This window comes from Kitasatospora sp. NPDC058478, assembly GCF_042720345.1.
Lineage (GTDB): Bacteria > Actinomycetota > Actinomycetes > Streptomycetales > Streptomycetaceae > Kitasatospora.
Genome location: NZ_JBHXML010000021.1, coordinates 78,870 through 93,766, shown reverse-complemented (window position 1 = coordinate 93,766; position 14,897 = coordinate 78,870). Strand labels below are relative to the sequence as shown.

Annotated in this window: 17 protein-coding genes; 12 read left to right on the top strand and 5 right to left on the bottom strand. The window is 73.4% G+C overall.

The window, feature by feature from the left end; translation table 11 throughout:
- Positions 1 to 17: 17 nt before the first annotated feature.
- The 4 genes from ACFWPT_RS14225 (at position 18) to ACFWPT_RS14210 (ending at position 3,811) form a co-directional block, all read left to right on the top strand.
- Positions 18 to 923 carry an STM4013/SEN3800 family hydrolase gene (locus tag ACFWPT_RS14225; protein ID WP_380376744.1) on the top strand — a complete coding sequence of 302 codons (906 nt, stop codon included), beginning with the start codon at positions 18 to 20 and terminating at the stop codon, positions 921 to 923.
- Positions 920 to 2,251 carry an STM4012 family radical SAM protein gene (locus ACFWPT_RS14220; protein ID WP_380376683.1) on the top strand — a complete coding sequence of 444 codons (1,332 nt, stop codon included), beginning with the start codon at positions 920 to 922 and terminating at the stop codon, positions 2,249 to 2,251. Before ACFWPT_RS14225 ends, ACFWPT_RS14220 begins: the two co-directional genes overlap by 4 nt.
- A complete protein-coding gene (locus tag ACFWPT_RS14215) occupies positions 2,248 to 3,210 on the top strand; it encodes an STM4011 family radical SAM protein (protein ID WP_380481961.1) in 963 nt (320 codons plus the stop codon). The genes ACFWPT_RS14220 and ACFWPT_RS14215 overlap by 4 nt, the downstream gene beginning before the upstream one ends.
- Before the next feature lie 220 nt (positions 3,211 to 3,430).
- On the top strand, positions 3,431 to 3,811 hold the full coding sequence (locus tag ACFWPT_RS14210; RefSeq protein ID WP_380481959.1) for a VOC family protein: 381 nt from the start codon (positions 3,431 to 3,433) through the stop codon (positions 3,809 to 3,811).
- 95 nt (positions 3,812 to 3,906) lie between these two features.
- On the opposite strand, the gene ACFWPT_RS14205 is transcribed toward ACFWPT_RS14210, so the two are convergent.
- Positions 3,907 to 5,517 carry a YDG/SRA domain-containing protein gene (locus tag ACFWPT_RS14205; protein ID WP_380481957.1) on the bottom strand — a complete coding sequence of 537 codons (1,611 nt, stop codon included), beginning with the start codon at positions 5,515 to 5,517 and terminating at the stop codon, positions 3,907 to 3,909.
- Between the two features lie 261 nt (positions 5,518 to 5,778).
- On the opposite strand from ACFWPT_RS14205, the gene ACFWPT_RS14200 reads away from it, so the two are divergent.
- Together ACFWPT_RS14200 and ACFWPT_RS14195 are read left to right on the top strand one after the other, a co-directional pair.
- Positions 5,779 to 6,108: a hypothetical protein gene (locus ACFWPT_RS14200; protein ID WP_063350711.1), complete on the top strand. Its 330-nt coding sequence runs from the start codon at positions 5,779 to 5,781 to the stop codon at positions 6,106 to 6,108.
- A gap of 154 nt (positions 6,109 to 6,262) precedes the next feature.
- Complete coding sequence (locus ACFWPT_RS14195; protein ID WP_380481954.1) at positions 6,263 to 7,153, top strand: ribonuclease BN; 891 nt, start codon at positions 6,263 to 6,265, stop codon at positions 7,151 to 7,153.
- 82 nt (positions 7,154 to 7,235) lie between these two features.
- Here ACFWPT_RS14195 and ACFWPT_RS14190 read toward each other — a convergent pair whose 3' ends face one another.
- The gene (locus tag ACFWPT_RS14190) at positions 7,236 to 7,943 is read right to left on the bottom strand and encodes a rhomboid-like protein (protein WP_380481952.1); all 708 of its coding nucleotides are present in this window, start codon (positions 7,941 to 7,943) and stop codon (positions 7,236 to 7,238) included.
- Positions 7,944 to 8,080: 137 nt separating this feature from the next.
- Between ACFWPT_RS14190 and ACFWPT_RS14185 the strand changes: the two genes are divergently transcribed.
- The 5 genes from ACFWPT_RS14185 (at position 8,081) to ACFWPT_RS14165 (ending at position 12,278) form a co-directional block, all read left to right on the top strand.
- The gene (locus ACFWPT_RS14185; protein ID WP_380481950.1) at positions 8,081 to 8,251 is read left to right on the top strand and encodes a hypothetical protein; all 171 of its coding nucleotides are present in this window, start codon (positions 8,081 to 8,083) and stop codon (positions 8,249 to 8,251) included.
- Between the two features lie 71 nt (positions 8,252 to 8,322).
- Positions 8,323 to 9,012 (top strand): rhomboid-like protein, encoded by a 690-nt coding sequence (locus ACFWPT_RS14180; protein WP_380481948.1) that lies wholly within the window; start codon positions 8,323 to 8,325, stop codon positions 9,010 to 9,012.
- An 86-nt stretch (positions 9,013 to 9,098) separates the two neighbouring features.
- A complete protein-coding gene (locus ACFWPT_RS14175; RefSeq protein WP_380481946.1) occupies positions 9,099 to 9,629 on the top strand; it encodes a hypothetical protein in 531 nt (176 codons plus the stop codon).
- Positions 9,630 to 9,865: 236 nt separating this feature from the next.
- Entirely contained in the window at positions 9,866 to 11,290 is a 1,425-nt protein-coding gene (gene argG, locus ACFWPT_RS14170) for an argininosuccinate synthase (RefSeq protein WP_380481944.1), read from the top strand.
- Between the two features lie 319 nt (positions 11,291 to 11,609).
- The gene (locus ACFWPT_RS14165) at positions 11,610 to 12,278 is read left to right on the top strand and encodes a GAP family protein (protein WP_380481942.1); all 669 of its coding nucleotides are present in this window, start codon (positions 11,610 to 11,612) and stop codon (positions 12,276 to 12,278) included.
- A gap of 77 nt (positions 12,279 to 12,355) precedes the next feature.
- Here the strand turns inward: ACFWPT_RS14165 and ACFWPT_RS14160 are convergent, their stop codons facing one another.
- From ACFWPT_RS14160 to ACFWPT_RS14150, 3 genes are all read right to left on the bottom strand, one after another.
- The gene (locus ACFWPT_RS14160) at positions 12,356 to 13,045 is read right to left on the bottom strand and encodes a hypothetical protein (protein ID WP_380481940.1); all 690 of its coding nucleotides are present in this window, start codon (positions 13,043 to 13,045) and stop codon (positions 12,356 to 12,358) included.
- Positions 13,042 to 13,614, bottom strand: coding sequence for an RNA polymerase sigma factor (locus tag ACFWPT_RS14155; protein ID WP_380481938.1), 573 nt, complete (start codon positions 13,612 to 13,614; stop codon positions 13,042 to 13,044). The genes ACFWPT_RS14160 and ACFWPT_RS14155 overlap by 4 nt, the downstream gene beginning before the upstream one ends.
- A 256-nt stretch (positions 13,615 to 13,870) precedes the next feature.
- Positions 13,871 to 14,344 carry a MarR family winged helix-turn-helix transcriptional regulator gene (locus tag ACFWPT_RS14150; protein ID WP_063350703.1) on the bottom strand — a complete coding sequence of 158 codons (474 nt, stop codon included), beginning with the start codon at positions 14,342 to 14,344 and terminating at the stop codon, positions 13,871 to 13,873.
- Positions 14,345 to 14,461: 117 nt separating this feature from the next.
- Here ACFWPT_RS14150 and ACFWPT_RS14145 point away from each other — a divergent pair, with 117 nt between their 5' ends.
- Positions 14,462 to 14,872, top strand: a complete 411-nt coding sequence (locus ACFWPT_RS14145; protein ID WP_063350702.1) for an organic hydroperoxide resistance protein — start codon at positions 14,462 to 14,464, stop codon at positions 14,870 to 14,872.
- The last annotated feature ends 25 nt before the right edge of the window (positions 14,873 to 14,897 follow it).

Below are 14,897 nucleotides of genomic sequence, written 5' to 3'. Positions count from 1 at the left end.
CCGCTCCGGCCCCCGACATGAACGCGGTCGTCGGCACGCACGACCTGCTGCTCGTCACACTCGACACGCTCCGCTTCGACGTCGCCGAGGAGCTGGCCGCCGCCGGCCGGATCCCGCACCTCGCCGCCTTCCTCCCCGGCGGCCGCTGGGAGCGCCGGCACGCGCCCGGCAGCTTCACCTACGCCTCCCACCAGGCGATCCTGGCCGGTTTCCTGCCCACCCCGGCCTCCCCCGACGGCCCCCACCCGCGCCTGTTCGCGGCCCGCTTCGCCGGCTCCGAGAGCACCGCCCCGCGCACCTGGGTGTTCGACGCACCGGATCTGCCGACCGCCCTCGCCGCCGCCGGGTACCGGACGGTCTGCATCGGCGGCGTGGGCTTCTTCAACAAGCAGGGCCCGCTCGGCTCGGTGCTGCCCGGCCTGTTCCAGGAGAGCCACTGGGAGCCCGGGATGGGCGTGCCGTCCCCGACGTCCTTCGAGGAGCAGGTCGCCCGGGCGGAGCGGGTCGCCGCCGAACAGCCCGCCGGGCAACCGCTGTTCCTGTTCCTGAACGTCTCGGCGCTGCACCAGCCCAACTGGTTCCACCTGCCCGGCGCCACCCGTGAGCACGGCGACTCCCGGGCCAGCCACGGCGCCGCTCTGGAGTACGTGGACGCCCACATCGGCCGGCTCTTCGCGGCGATGAGCGCCCGCCGCCCCTGCTTCGCGATCGTCTGTTCCGACCACGGCACGGCGTACGGCGAGGACGGCTACACCGGGCACCGGATCGGCCACGAGGTGGTCTGGACCGTCCCGTACGCCCACTTCACGATCCCCTCAGCCGTCCCCGATGCCGCCCCCACAGCCGCCTCAGCTTTCCCTGCCCCCGCTGCCGTCCCCGCCACCGTCACAGCCATCGCCGCCACCACCGAGGAGCGCGCATGACCACCGCACCCCCGCGCCCCGACTCGCCCTACCAGTCCTACGTCTACGCCTACCCGCACAAGACCGCCTACCGCCCGCTGCCGGAGCGCCCGGGGCTGCGCGAGCTGTGGGCCGGCGAGGCACAGGACGCGCTCTCGCTCTACCTGCACATCCCGTTCTGCGAGGTCCGCTGCGGCTTCTGCAACCTGTTCACCAGGATCGGCAGCCCCGAGGGCCTGACCACCGCGTACCTGGACGCCCTGGAGCGCCAGGCGGTGGCCGTCCGCACCGCTCTGGACGAGGGCGCGCGCTTCGCACTGGCCGCCTTCGGCGGCGGCACGCCCACCTATCTGACGGCCGGCGAGCTGGAGCGGCTGTGCGACATCGCCGAGCGGCGGATGGGCGCCGACCTGCGGGCGATACCGCTCTCGGTGGAGGCCTCCCCCGCCACCGCGACCGCCGACCGGCTGGAGGTCCTGGCCGCCCGGGGCACCACCCGGCTGAGCCTGGGCATACAGTCCTTCGTCGACGCCGAGGCCCGCTCCGCCGTGCGCCCGCAGAAGCGGGCCGAGGTGGAGGCCGCCCTCGACCGGATCCGTGCCGCCGGGTTCCCGGTGCTCAACATCGACCTCATCTACGGCATCGACGGCCAGTCCGAGGCCAGTTGGCTGCACTCGCTGGACGCCGCGCTCGCCTGGCAGCCCGAGGAGCTGTACCTCTACCCGCTCTACGTGCGCCCGCTCACCGGCCTGGCCCGGCGCGGCGAGCAGGAGAGCCAGTCCGCCTGGGACACCCGCCGGCTCGCGCTCTACCGCACCGGCCGCGACCACCTGCTGGCCCACGGCTACCAGCAGGTGTCGATGCGGATGTTCCGCCGCGCCGCTTCCCCGCAGGCCGGGGCGAGCGAGTACGCCTGCCAGACGGACGGCATGGTCGGCCTGGGCTGCGGCGCCCGCTCCTACACCTCGCGGCTGCACTACTCCTTCGACTACGCGGTGAACGCCACCGAGGTGCGCGGAATCATCGACGGCTTCGTCGCCACCGAGGACTTCCACCACGCCGAGGTGGGCCACCGGATGAGCGGCTGGGAGCCGCGCCGGCGGCACCTGGTGCAGTCGCTGCTCCAGGCCGAGGGCATGCCGCTGGCCGACTACCGGGCCCGCTTCGGCAGCACACCGGCCGCCGACTTCCCGGCGGAGCTGGCCGAGTTCACCGCCCGCGGCTGGCTCGCCGATGACCAGGACCGCCTGGTGCTCAGCCCGGAGGGCCTGGCGCACTCGGACGCGGCCGGGCCGATGCTGTTCTCGCCCGAGGTCCGGGCCCTGATGACGGCGTACGAGGCGAAATGACCTTCCTCGGCCTGCCGTCCACCACCCCGCGCACACCGCGCACACCGACCGCGCCAACCGCAGAGACCGGCGCGACCGCCGCGACCGACCGTGGGCGCGACCTCACCCTGCTCTACCGTGGCCCACTCGCATCCTGCGACTACGACTGCCCCTACTGCCCGTTCGCCAAGCGCCGCGACACACCCGACCAACTGCGCGCCGACCGCGCGGCCTTGGAGCGGTTCACCGGCTGGGCGGCCGGACGGGCGGGCAGCGGCGACACCCTCGCCCTGCTGTTCACGCCCTGGGGCGAGGGCTTGGTGCGGTCGTGGTACCGGCGGGCGCTGGTCGAGCTGAGCCGGCTCCCGCACGTACGCCGGGTGGCGATCCAGACCAACCTCAGCTGCCGGACCGACTGGCTTGCCGAGGCCGATCCCGACACCCTCGCGCTCTGGGTGACGTACCACCCCGGCCAGGTCACCCGGGAGCGTTTCCTCGCCAAGTGCCGGGAGCTGGACGCCCTGGGCGTGCGCTACAGCGTCGGCGTGGTCGGCCAGCCCGAGCACCTGGCCGAGGCCCGCCGGCTGCGCGCCGAGCTCGCCGCAGGCGTCTACCTCTGGGTCAACGCCGCCGAGGGCCGCACCTATACCGACGCCGAGGCCGCAGACTGGGCGGCCGTCGACCCGCACTTCGGCTACAGCCGGCACGCCCACCCCAGCGCCGACCGCCCCTGCCGCACCGGCGAGTCCGTGCTCTCCGTGGACGGCGACGGTACCGTCCGCCGCTGCCACTTCGTCCGGGACGTTCTCGGCAACCTGTACGACGGCTCCTACCGCACCCAACTGCGGGCGCGCGACTGCCCGTTGCCGGTCTGCGACTGCCACATCGGCTACGTCCACCTGGAGACCCTGCCGCTGTACGAGCTGTTCGGCGCCGGCGTGCTGGAGCGGGTGCCGCACGCCTGGCCGCAGCGCGGCTGAGGCCGGGCGGCGGGACGCGACAACCCGATTGCCGGACGGGGCCGCCACCCGTGAAAGCACACGAACGACCGTGCCGGCCCTCCGCGCCCCGCTCGACCGCACCTCTCCGAGCGCGGCAACACCCGGCAATCTCCCGCACACGCCCCGCCGCCGCCCACCGCCCCCGTGGGCGCCCGCCCGCCGACGTCCCTAGCCTGGAAGCAGGAGGAGGCGAAGCACCATGCTTGGAGACGCACCACTGCAGGCCGTCATCCCCGCCGCCGACCTCGCCCGCGCGAGGAGTTTCTACACCGACACCCTCGGCCTCAAGCTCGCCGAGGAGACCGACGAGGAACTGGTCTGCGACTGCGGCGGCACCCAGTTCACGATCTACCACACCCCCAGCGGCGGAAAGGCCGCCCACACCCTCGCCAGCTTCAAGGTCGCCGACCTCGACAACGCGATGTCCGCCCTGCGTGAGCGCGGCATCACGTTCGAGGAGTACGACTTCCCCGGGCTGAAGACCGTCAACGGCATCGCCGAACGCGACAACCTGCGCGCCGCCTGGTTCAAGGACAGCGAGGGCAACATCCTCTGTCTGGCCCAGTCCGTCAGCCAGTAGCACGATCCCCCCAGCCCCGCCCTCGGCTCAACCCGCTGCCCCGCCCGTTCACCACGAGCAGACGGGGCGGCGGCCGAGATGACCGGACGGGAGGCTCAGCGCATGCCCTCGTGCCGGGGAACCCCGTGCCGCAGCCGATGCTCCGCGAGGCGCTTCCGGTCGACGACGTGATCCGGCGCCTCCCGCAGCCGGCCCAGCACGGAGCTGTCGTCGCGGCTCACCACCGTGAGGTCGTCATTGACGATCAGCATGCCGAAGTCGAACAGCACGTGGTGGTTGGCACACAGGCAGAGAACGTTGTCGACGGTGTCCGATCCGTAGTGCGGACTCCCCAGGGGCGTGATGTGTGCGGCCTCGGCGTAGGCGCCGCCCGGGACCGCCATGCGGACGCCGCACAACTGACAGGTGTAGTCGTGCGCACGTTTCACGTGGGTGGCGATCGCGGTGTTCCGGACGACGCGCACGACCGATGTCGCGGATCGGACGGGCCCCGCCTGCCCGACGTCCTCACCCTTACCCTTCCGGACGTCTTCCGCCTGACCCGCCTCCCGACCATCCTCATCCGTCGGAGCCGTCACCCGATCCGATACCCGGGCGACTGCCGCGGCCTGTTCGGCTGGGGGAAGGGCTACCAGGCGGAACCGCCACACGAGGAAACCGCCGGAGGAGTTCTCGGACCAGAAGTCCTCGACCCGGAAGAGCCCGTCGTAGCGGTAGAAGGAGCGGGTCGCGGTGGTGACTCCCCGGACCACGCGAACCGGGGCCCCGGTCGCCGCGCTCGTCGCCAGGGCCGCGTTGCCGCGCGTCAGCTGCTGGTTCCGGGCCGGCTGCCCCGTCTGCGGGCTCCGCCCGCCCTCCCCGGTGTAGAGGATCACGTCACCGAGATCCTCGTCCTCCTCGTACCCACCGGAGACCACGATCGATTCCGCGCCGAGTTCTCGCAGACCGCAGATACCGGCCTGGAGCGGCCGGTGCACGCCGGCGAGCGAGAGCGTCCGCCGGTTGTCGAACTCCTGGCCCAGCCGTACGCCCGGCACCGGCCCGATGCCGTCGGGGAACGGGCCGAACTCGACCGGCGCCTGCCCTTCCGGGAGGGCCGTGGCCAGTTCCCTGACCCTCGCCCGCTCCTCCTGCCGCGCCGTCTGGGCGCGGAAGAGCACTTCCCCGATGAGGGTGTCCCGGGTGGCCGCCAGCCAGGCGCTGTCATCGGCGCGCAGCGCGGACAGCCCGTCGAAGAGTTCGCGAAGCCGCGACTCCGTCGGAATGGTCCGTCCGTCCAGGTAGGAGTCGAGCGTTCGCGCGCTCAGGTCGCAGTGGCGCGCCACCCGTTCGGTCGACGGGTCGCCGACCTTGTTCCACAGTCCGCGCAGCGCGCGGGTGAAGTCCTCCTCCTCGGGTGTGCGGCCCGCCGTCGCCGCGCCCTGCCGCCGGGCCTCCTCCGCGAGGCCTTCCTCGGCGGCACGTCGCCGGTCGTACCACTGCCGCCGTTCGAGCTCGCTGCCGCTGCCCCACGCCTCGACCATGGCGTCCAGGTTCTTGGCGCTCGGCAGGCGGGATCCGTTCAGGGCGGCGTAGACCGCCGTCCGCGAGGCGCCTAGCGCGACGACCGTCTCGACCGTGCCCCGGGACCGTTCCTTGAGTTCGCGGAGCTCGCGGGCGAAGGAGACCAGCGGGCCCGTTCCACTCAGCGGGAGCCTGCGCGCCATATCCACACCGTGAGATTCCTCACAGTTCCTCTCCCATTTCCTGTGATGCGGGTCACATCAGCGACGTCGGTACGCCTCTGACCTGGACCAACATCAACTTTCTCAAGTCCCGCGATGTTTTCTGCGGTTTTTCGGCCTTCCGCAGCTCTGTCATCGTATCCACTGTCGGTACGAGCCGTACGCCCCACAACGGAGCGACGGCTCCCTGCGTCAACAGGAAGCCGTCATCACTCGTAGCCCCATCAACACCCGGAGAACTACATGCACGAGGGTACGGGGATTCCCGCGTCGGGCGGAAGCGCCCAGGCCACGGGCACCGCACCGCCCGCACCGGGCCCCCGCTGGCTCGCTCCGGCCGGAGTCGCCGCGACCGGCGCCGGCCCGGTCGCGGCCGGGTTCCAGAGCAACAACACCATCGCGATCATCTCGGCGGCCCCGAGCCTCGTCGTGGTGCTGCTGTTCTTCTTCGGGGTCGTCTGCCCGGCGGTCTGGTCGCGCAAGGCCCAGCGCAAGAAGGCGGCCCTCAACGTGCTCAACACCCTCATCGGGCGGAACCCCACGAGCCTCACGAGCCCGCCGCCCCGACGGTAGACCCACGACCACACCACACCCGCTACCCGGCCCCGACCCCAGACGCCCGACGCCGCCCACCCGCCAGCCTGCGGACGGACACCTCCGGTGGCGGGGCGGGCCGGGCTGGCCTTGACTGGGGCGGATCGTTGCCCCGCTGCGGGAGGACCGAGAGATGAGGTCGGTGAGGGAGGCCGCCGGCCGTTGGGGGGAGCGGCTGGCCCGGGGGCGCGGGCGGTGGGAGCGAGCGCGGGCCGAGGCCGAGCGGCGCTTCCCCGTGATCACCGAGCTGACGGCCCGGCTGCTCTCCCCCGGACTCCTGGACGCCGCCACCCGGATGGCCTCCCAGATCTTCCTGACCTCCGTACCGCTGCTGTTCGCGGTGGCCGCGTTCGCCCCGACCGGCGTGCGGGACCAGATGGTCGCCTCGCTCCGCTCGCTCTTCGGCATCTCCGGCGCCACGGATCAGCAGTTGCACCAGTCGCTGTACGGCACCGGGGACCTGCGGCAGACCACCGGGTTCATCGGCGTGCTGATGGCACTGCTGTCGGCGACCAGCTGCAGCCGCGCGGTGGCCCGGGTCTGCGAGCACGCCTGGCGGCTACCGAAGGCCGGGACCAAGGTGGCGGCCTGGCGGTGGCTACTGTGGATCGTGACCTGGCTGGCGGTGCTGCTGTTCCAGGGCCCGCTGCGGGACGACTTCGGCGCCGGCTTCTGGCTGGGCCTGCCGCTGACCTTCACCGCCTCGTTCGTCGTCTGGTGGTGGACCGCCCACCTGCTGTTGAGCGCCCGGGTCGGCTGGCTGCCGCTGCTGCCCGGCGCGCTGCTGACAGCCGCCGCGGCCACCGCACTCTCGCTGACCGCCCGGATCTACATGCCGGACGCGCTGAACCGCGCGCTGGCCCAGTATGGTTCGCTGGGCCTGGTGCTGATGGGGCTGTCCTGGCTGATCGTGCTCTGCGCCGCCATCACCTTCTCCGTCACGGCCGGGGCGGTGCTGGCCCAGGGACCGCCGCTGAACGCCTACCTGGGCACGCCCGCCCCGGGCCCCCCGCGCACCGGCTGATCCGTCGACGCCACCACCACCACGACGCAGCCACCAACCACCGCCGCCACCGCCACCATCACCGCTGCCATCGCCACCACCGTCAACGCCGGCGCAGCCGCCCTCGGACGAGCCGGCCCGTGGCGACCGGGTCCCAGGAGCCGGGGCGGTCCCGGGTCAGCGGGTAGCAGGCCAGGCCGATCAGCACGGCGCTGAAGTGGCCGATGCTGGTGTAGTCCCGGCTCTGCGCGACGCCCAGGCCGTAGAAGACCAGCACACCGGCCACGTACAGGTACCGCCAGGGCCGCACGATCAGATAGGTGAGCACCGCGACCACCCCGGCGAGCGCGTAGCTGACGCCGTAGTCGAGGGTGTAGACGGCCCTCGGCGGGGCGATGCCGCGGTGGATCGCCCACCCGAGCACGCCCTCGCTGAGATAGGTCGCGCCGACGTGCGCGATCATCGCCACCGAGATCCAGCGCAGGGTGCCGAGCCAGCGTTCGGCGGGCACGTGGAAGAGGTTGTAGAGCAGGAAGTAGCTCAGCCACCCGCCGCCCGCGATCCACAGCGCGCTGGTGATCAGCACGCGCACCGGCGAGACCTGGAGGTGGTGCAGGTTGGTCGAGCGCCGTTCCAGGATCCGGTCGGCGGTCGCGGTGTCGACGTGGCGGATCACCTGCGTGGTGGCGAGCAGGATCGCCAGCCAGACGTAGGTGCCCGGGGCCCGGCGGACGTAGGTCCAGACCGCGTGCGCGAGGCGTGCCCACCAGGGGCGCCGGTGTCCGGGCGCGTTGGTGGTGCCACCGGTCATCGGCGCCTCCTCGACGGTTCCCTTCACCCTCACCCGGGGCGCCTCCGGGCGCGTCGACGCGGTGCGCCCTTCGGGTGAGCGGGTCTCGCGGACAGTCTCCCGCATCCCCCCACGCCCTGGACCCGGCGCCGGCCACCGTGGTGGTCCGCGCACTGAACGCCGACCCGGCCGGGCACCCGGCGGACGGCGCGGCACTGCTGGACCTGCTGGAGCTGCTGACGGCCTCTCCGGCCCCGGGCGGCCCGGCGCCGAACGCGAGTTCGGTCGGCGAGGAGATCACCCGGGGCTGGCGTACGCTGGCGCTCTGACCGCCCGGAACGGGCCGCCGGGGGCCGCCGGGCGGCACCACCGGGACCGCACAGCGAGGGCGACGGGCACGATGAGCGAGCGCGGCACGACGACCGCACCTGCAGGTATCGACGCCGGCCCCGGCGCGCGGCACCCGGCGCTGCGCGTGGCGGACCGGCTGCGGCTGACCACGGTGTACGTGCTGCTGCTGACCGCGACGGCCTGCTGGCTGGCCGGCCAGAGCCACGGCGCCCGGGCCCGGTTCGTCCGGCACAACAGCAGCAACGTCCACCACATGGAGGTCGGCAAGTGGTGGACGATGTTCACCAGCGGGCTGGTGGTCGACGGGGTGCCCGCCTGGGCGGGCATCGCGGCGGTGGCCGTGGTGCTGGGTCTGGCCGAGTGGCGCTGGGGCCCGGCCCGGGCCGGCGCGGTCTTCGTCTTCGGGCACCTGGGCGCCACTCTGCTCACCGAGGGCGCCATGTGGGTGATGCTCACCGCCCGGATCCCGGGGGCGCTGTCCCGGGCGCGTGACGTCGGGATCAGCTACGGGCTGGTCGGCACCGCCGGCTGCCTGCTGGCCCTGGGCCCGGCTCCGCTGCGCCGGTTCGGGCTGCCCGCGCTCGGGCTGGGGCTGGCCGTGACCTGGGCGCTGGACCAGCAACTGGCCGACGCCGGGCACCTGGTGGCGCTCGGCCTCGGCGCGCTGGCCGCCCGGACGCCCTGGCTGCGCGGCCGGGCGCGGGCCCGGGCCCGGGTGCCGGTCTCCGCCACGCGCTGACGGCCCTCCGGCGTTCCTCCGGCGTTCCTCCCGACGTTCCTCCCCGGGGTCTTGCGATCACCCCCACCCCGAGTAATGCTGATTACATGATTACAACCTCACCCGAAGAGCTCCGGGGGTGGTTCACCGGCCGCCTCCCCGCCGACCTGTTCACCGATCTCGTCGAGATCACCGCGGACCGCGAAGAGATCACCGTCGTCGGCCGCATCACCGAACCCGTCCTCGACCAGGCAGCATCGGACGCCGAGCGCGAAGCGGCGCTCGAGGGCCGGATCGCCGAGTTCCGCGACCGGACCAGGGACGCCCGGATCGCCGTCGCCCGGGAGGCCGAGCGCCGTTACGGCCGCAAGGTCTCCTGGGGCGCCGAGTGCGGCGACCTGAGGGGCATGTTCACCACCGTCTCCGCCCCCGTCATGACCCGGCTGCGCCAGCCCGAACGGCAGGTGCTCGACACCCTGGTGGAGGCGGGCGTCGCCCGCAGCCGCAGCGAGGCGCTCGCCTGGTGTGTCCGCCTGGTGCAGCGCCACTCCGACACCTGGCTCACCGAACTGCGCGAGTCGCTGGAGAACGTCCGCCGCCTGCGCGCCCAGGGGCCGGACACCGACAGCGCCTCCTGACCCCCGCCCCGGCATACGACCTCCCAACGCGCCTGGGAGAAAGCCGGGTTGGGGCACGGCGACCACCGATCGGCCACGGCCGGGGCGGCAACAGGAGCGGCCGCCCCTCGCCGAGCCGATCGTATGCTCTTGCGGTACTCTGCAAACCTATGCCAGAGTGCGGGCATCGGATACGCCGAATCCCCTCACACGTCGCTAAGTCAGGAGCCCGCGCCTCGCGGGTCAAGGGTGCATGCATGTCGAAGGTCTTGAGCAAGCTGCCGGTCGGTGAACGGATCGGCATCGCATTCTCCGGTGGATTGGACACCTCCGTCGCCGTCGCGTGGATGCGCGAGCACGGCGCCGTCCCCTACGCCTACACGGCCGACATCGGCCAGTACGACGAGCCGAACCTCGCCGACGTCCCGGCCCGCGGCCGCGCCTACGGCGCCGAGCAGGCCCGGCTGGTCGACTGCCGGGCGGCGCTGGTCGAGGAGGGCCTGGCCGCCCTCGCCTGCGGCGCCTTCCACATCCGCTCCGCCGGGCAGACGTACTTCAACACCACCCCGCTCGGCCGCGCCGTGACCGGCACCCTGCTGGTCCGCGCGATGCGCGAGGACGAGGTCTCCATCTGGGGCGACGGCTCCACCTACAAGGGCAACGACATCGAGCGGTTCTACCGCTACGGTCTGCTCGCCAACCCCAGCCTGCGGATCTACAAGCCGTGGCTGGACCAGCGGTTCGTCACCGAGCTCGGCGGCCGCAAGGAGATGTCCGCCTGGCTCTCCGAGCGCGACCTGCCGTACCGCGACTCCGCCGAGAAGGCCTACTCCACCGACGCCAACATCTGGGGCGCCACCCACGAGGCCAAGCGGCTGGAGTACCTGGACACCTCGATGGAGATCGTCAGCCCGATCATGGGCGTGGCCTTCTGGGACCCGGCGGTCGAGATCCAGACCGAGGACGTGACGATCGAGTTCGAGTTCGGCCGTCCGGTCCGCATCAACGGCCGGACGTTCGCCGACGCCGTCGAGCTGGTGCACGAGGCCAACCGGATCGGCGGGCGCCACGGCCTGGGCATGTCGGACCAGATCGAGAACCGCATCATCGAGGCCAAGAGCCGCGGCATCTACGAGGCCCCCGGCATGGCGCTGCTGCACACCGCCTACGAGCGGCTGCTCAACGCGATCCACAACGAGGACACCGTCGCCACCTACCACACCCAGGGCCGCCGGCTCGGGCGGCTGCTGTACGAGGGCCGCTGGTTCGACCCGCAGTCGCTGATGCTCCGCGACAGCCTGCAGCGCTGGGTCGGCCAGCCGGTCACCGGCAGCGTCACGCTGCGACTGCGCCGCGGCCAGGACTACTCGGTGCTCGACACCCAGGGCCCGAACCTCAGCTACCACCCCGAGAAGCTGTCCATGGAGCGTAGCGTCGACGCCGCGTTCGTCCCGGACGACCGCATCGGCCAGCTGACCATGCGCAACCTCGACATCGCCGACTCGCGCAGCAAGCTGGAGCAGTACGCGGTGCACGGCCAGCTGGCGCCGTGGAGCGGCCTGATCGGCGAGCTGGCGCCCGGCGGGGCGGCGCCGATCGCCGCCGCCGGCCCCGACGCCGAGGCGCTGGCGGCCAAGTCCACCGCGCTCGACAGCGCCGCGATCGAGTCGGGCAACGACTGATCCGCTGCCGTGACCACGTCCGAGGGCCGCCGCACCGCACCGGTGCGGCGGCCCTCGGCGGTTCCGGTCGAACGACGGCCGTTCCGCGCCTGAGCCCCCGGGCCTCACCCGCACAGCGGTCCCGGCCGTGCACGGCGGCCCCGGGCGTAGCTGAATGGGGCAGACGTGTGCCCGGCGGAGCAGGCCCGGGGCAGCGGCTTCACCGGACGCCCCGGGGCAGCGGCTTCACGGGACGAGCCCGAACCGCGGCTGCGCCGGACGGGCGCTGACGGCGGCTGCGCCGGGCGAGCCCGGGCGACGGCGAGGAGGCGGGAGCGGGATGGGCGAGGCGGTCGGTTCGATGCTGGCGTCGGCGGTGGGCCTCGCGATCAGCCCGCCGGCGCTGGTCGCGGTGGTCCTGATGCTGGCCGCACCGCGCGGGCGGACCATCGGGCTCGCCTTCGCGGCCGGCTGGGCGGTCGGCCTGGCGGCGGTGGTGGCGGTCGTGGTGGCGGCGGGCAGCGCACTGGGTTCGGGTGGCGGTCGGCCGACCTGGCCGTACTGGCTGGAGCTCGCGCTGGGCGTCCTGTTCGTCCTGATGACCGCGAAGCAGTGGCGCGACCGGCCCCGCGCGGGGCACGTCACCGCGCCGCCGAAGTGGATGCGGGTGGTGGGCCGCTTCAGCGCGGGCCGGTCGGCCGGTCTCGCGGTCGTCCTGGTCACGACCGGCCCGAAGAACCTGGCACTGGCCGTCGGCGGCGCGGCCTCGATCGCCGCCAGTACGGCCGGGGTCGGGGGCACGGTGGTGGCCGCCGCGCTGATGGTGCTGATCGGTTCGCTGTGCACGCTGCTTCCGCTCGCGGTCCACCTGCTCCGCGGGGACCGCTCGGCACGGACCCTCGGGGAGTGGAAGGCCTGGCTGGCCACCCACAGCACGGCGATCACGACCACCGTGCTGGCCGTGATCGGGGCCGAGTACGTCGGCGACGCCATCACGGGGCTCGCGTGAGCCCGCGGGCGGCGGCCGCCCCGCTGCCACCACCACCGCCCTCCACCCACCAGCGCCCCACCGCCCCACCGCCCGGCTCACCGGATGCGCACCACCCCTCTCCCCCGCACCGACCGCAGGCCCAGCCGTCCGCCGTCCGCCCCCGGGCGCACCGCCAGCACGTCCCTGAGCGTCAGCAGGATCTCGCCGTCGTAGCGCTCGGCCAGTTCCCGCGCCAGTTGCGCGGCGCCGCCCGGCCCGGCGTCCGGGGCCAGGGCGGGCAGGTGACCGGGGGCGCTGAGGTCCTCGGCCTGGGCGGCCCAGCGGGCCGCGTCCCGGGTCTCGCCCTCGGCCGCGTAGTGGACGGCCAGGCAGTGCACGGCCAGCCGGTCGCCGTACTGCGTCGCGATCCGCCACCAGAAGACGCCGTCCGCGGTGCGGCCCATCCCGTAGAGCAGGCAGCCGAGGGTGCGGAAGGCCGTCTTCTCGGCGAGTTCGAGGTCCAGAGCCAGTTCGCCCGGGTCCACCGCGCCCGCCACGGTGGCGCACAGGTGCCGCAGGTCGCGGCGGAGCTCGGTCCGGCCGCCGGCCCACGGGGGCTCGCCGAAGGCGTGCGGCGGCCGGGCGTTCGCGGGCGGGCGGGCCGGGCGTTCGCGGGCGGGCGGCGCGGGCCGGCGGGCGGCGGCGAGCCGCTCGGCCAGCCGACGGGTGAAGGCGGCCGGGTCGTGGTCGCGGAACTCGCGTTCCAGCAGGGCGGCGTCCGCCCGCAGCAGTTCGGTGACCTTCACGGCGCCTGCCCGTCGTCCGGCTGCTCCAGCAGGTACTCCAGGTGGCGCCGCCCGAGGCTGTAGTAGGTGCGGGCGGTGGTGTGCGCGATGCCGAGGCTGCGGCCGATGTCCGGGTAGGACAGGCCCGCCTGGCGCAGCCGGACGACGTCGGCCTGGACCGGGGCGGCGCGCGCGAGCTCCTCCATCGCCCAGTCCAGCGCGTCGAGTTCGGCGAGCTGGTCCAGTTCGTCCTGGCTGGTGTCGGGCCGGCGCTGCGCGATGACGCGCAGCCGTTTGCGTTCGGCACGGCGGCGCTCGCGCAGGAGGTCCACCACCGCATCCTTGACGATCTTGAAGGCGAAGGCCTGCGGGTCGGCGCTGGCCAGGGCGCGGCGCCAGTTCCTGTAGAGCGTGGCGCCCGCGTTCTGGACGGCGTCCTGCGCGTCCTCGCGATGTCGCAGGCGCTGCTGGGCGTACCGGAGGTAGCCCGGGTGCTCGCGGGTGAAGAAGGCCTCGAAGTCGGCCGGCAGCGCGCCGAGCGGGTCCGCCCGCAGGTCCCGCTTCTCGCCCGGCCCGGGGGTGTTCAGCACACGCGCCCCCCTTTCGTGGGTCAGCTGGCCGGCCCACCGGGTGGCACGCCGACGGCCCCTGGGGGCTCGTGGTGTAACCGTCCGGGCGGCCCGGGTTGTTGACCGGATCGGGCGGACAATTGGCGACCGTTTCCGTTCACTTTCGAAAACCGGCGCTGACCTGCCGGTTCGGCCCCGACAGGAGCCCGGGACCCAGACGCACGTGACCCACGTCACAGACCGTGGACCGCCCGACTTGACAGGGCGGATGCCGCGACTACGGCGCCGGCTCCACCACCGCCGAGTCCAGCGCGGCGGTCACCCGCTCCAGCAGTACGCGCAGCGCGGCCAGGTCCTCGACCGGCAGCCCGGTCGCGTCGAACAGCCGGCGGGGCACCCGGCCGGCCCGCTCGCGCAGGGCGGAGCCCTCGGCGGTGAGGCTGACGGTGACCGACCGCTCGTCCTCCGGACTGCGCTCGCGCCGCACCAGTCCGGCCGCCTCAAGCCGCTTGAGCAGCGGGGAGAGCGTGCCGGAGTCGAGCCGCAGGCGCTCGCCGATCCGCTTGACGGGCAGGTCGCCGTCCTCCCAGAGCACGAGCAGGACGAGGTACTGGGGGTAGGTGAGCCCGAGGTCGCGGAGCAGCACCCGGTAGACGCCGCCGAAAGCGCGGGAGGCCGCGTTCAGCGAGAAGCAGATCTGCTGGTCGAGGCGGAGCAGTTCCTCGTCCGCCATGCCGGGGAGCGTGGTCATGGCTCCATGGTACCGATCACCCTCACATCATTTAGTTGTGCGCAATTGAATTGCGTGCTCTACTTATCTTCAGAGGGCGGCCCGGGCGGCCGCCGGAACACACGAAGGGAACCGACCATGGACGCGCTCTACACCGCAGCCGCCACCGCCAACGGCCGGGAGGGCCGCGCCGTCAGCTCCGACGGGCAGCTGGACCTCGCGCTCGCGATGCCGCCCGCGCTCGGCGGCAGCGGCCAGGGCACCAACCCCGAGCAGCTGTTCGCGGCCGGCTACGCGGCCTGCTTCGCCAGCGCCCTCGGCCTGGTCGGCCGCCAGGCCCGGGTCGACACCAGCGAGGTCTCGGTCACCGCCGAGGTGTCGATCGGCAAGGACGGCGCCGGCTTCGGCCTGGCCGTCGTGCTGCGCGTCGAACTGCCCGAGGCACTCGCGGACGGGACCGGCGAGCAGCTGGTCAAGCAGGCGCACGAGGTCTGCCCGTACTCGCGCGCCACCCGCGGCAACATCCCGGTCGAGCTGGTCGTCGAATAGGCCCAGCAGGCCACGCACGCCGAGT

Bases quoted from the DNA above. Each gene is read 5' to 3' on its own strand.
- ACFWPT_RS14195 (WP_380481954.1), top strand. From the start codon at position 6,263: ATGAGGTCGGTGAGGGAGGCCGCCGGCCGTTGGGGGGAGCGGCTGGCC.
- ACFWPT_RS14205 (WP_380481957.1), bottom strand. From the start codon at position 5,517: ATGGCGCGCAGGCTCCCGCTGAGTGGAACGGGCCCGCTGGTCTCCTTC.
- ACFWPT_RS14200 (WP_063350711.1), top strand. From the start codon at position 5,779: ATGCACGAGGGTACGGGGATTCCCGCGTCGGGCGGAAGCGCCCAGGCC.
- ACFWPT_RS14190 (WP_380481952.1), bottom strand. From the start codon at position 7,943: ATGACCGGTGGCACCACCAACGCGCCCGGACACCGGCGCCCCTGGTGG.
- ACFWPT_RS14225 (WP_380376744.1), top strand. From the start codon at position 18: ATGAACGCGGTCGTCGGCACGCACGACCTGCTGCTCGTCACACTCGAC.
- ACFWPT_RS14180 (WP_380481948.1), top strand. From the start codon at position 8,323: ATGAGCGAGCGCGGCACGACGACCGCACCTGCAGGTATCGACGCCGGC.
- ACFWPT_RS14175 (WP_380481946.1), top strand. From the start codon at position 9,099: ATGATTACAACCTCACCCGAAGAGCTCCGGGGGTGGTTCACCGGCCGC.
- ACFWPT_RS14150 (WP_063350703.1), bottom strand. From the start codon at position 14,344: ATGACCACGCTCCCCGGCATGGCGGACGAGGAACTGCTCCGCCTCGAC.
- argG (WP_380481944.1), top strand. From the start codon at position 9,866: ATGTCGAAGGTCTTGAGCAAGCTGCCGGTCGGTGAACGGATCGGCATC.
- ACFWPT_RS14165 (WP_380481942.1), top strand. From the start codon at position 11,610: ATGGGCGAGGCGGTCGGTTCGATGCTGGCGTCGGCGGTGGGCCTCGCG.
- ACFWPT_RS14220 (WP_380376683.1), top strand. From the start codon at position 920: ATGACCACCGCACCCCCGCGCCCCGACTCGCCCTACCAGTCCTACGTC.
- ACFWPT_RS14215 (WP_380481961.1), top strand. From the start codon at position 2,248: ATGACCTTCCTCGGCCTGCCGTCCACCACCCCGCGCACACCGCGCACA.
- ACFWPT_RS14210 (WP_380481959.1), top strand. From the start codon at position 3,431: ATGCTTGGAGACGCACCACTGCAGGCCGTCATCCCCGCCGCCGACCTC.
- ACFWPT_RS14145 (WP_063350702.1), top strand. From the start codon at position 14,462: ATGGACGCGCTCTACACCGCAGCCGCCACCGCCAACGGCCGGGAGGGC.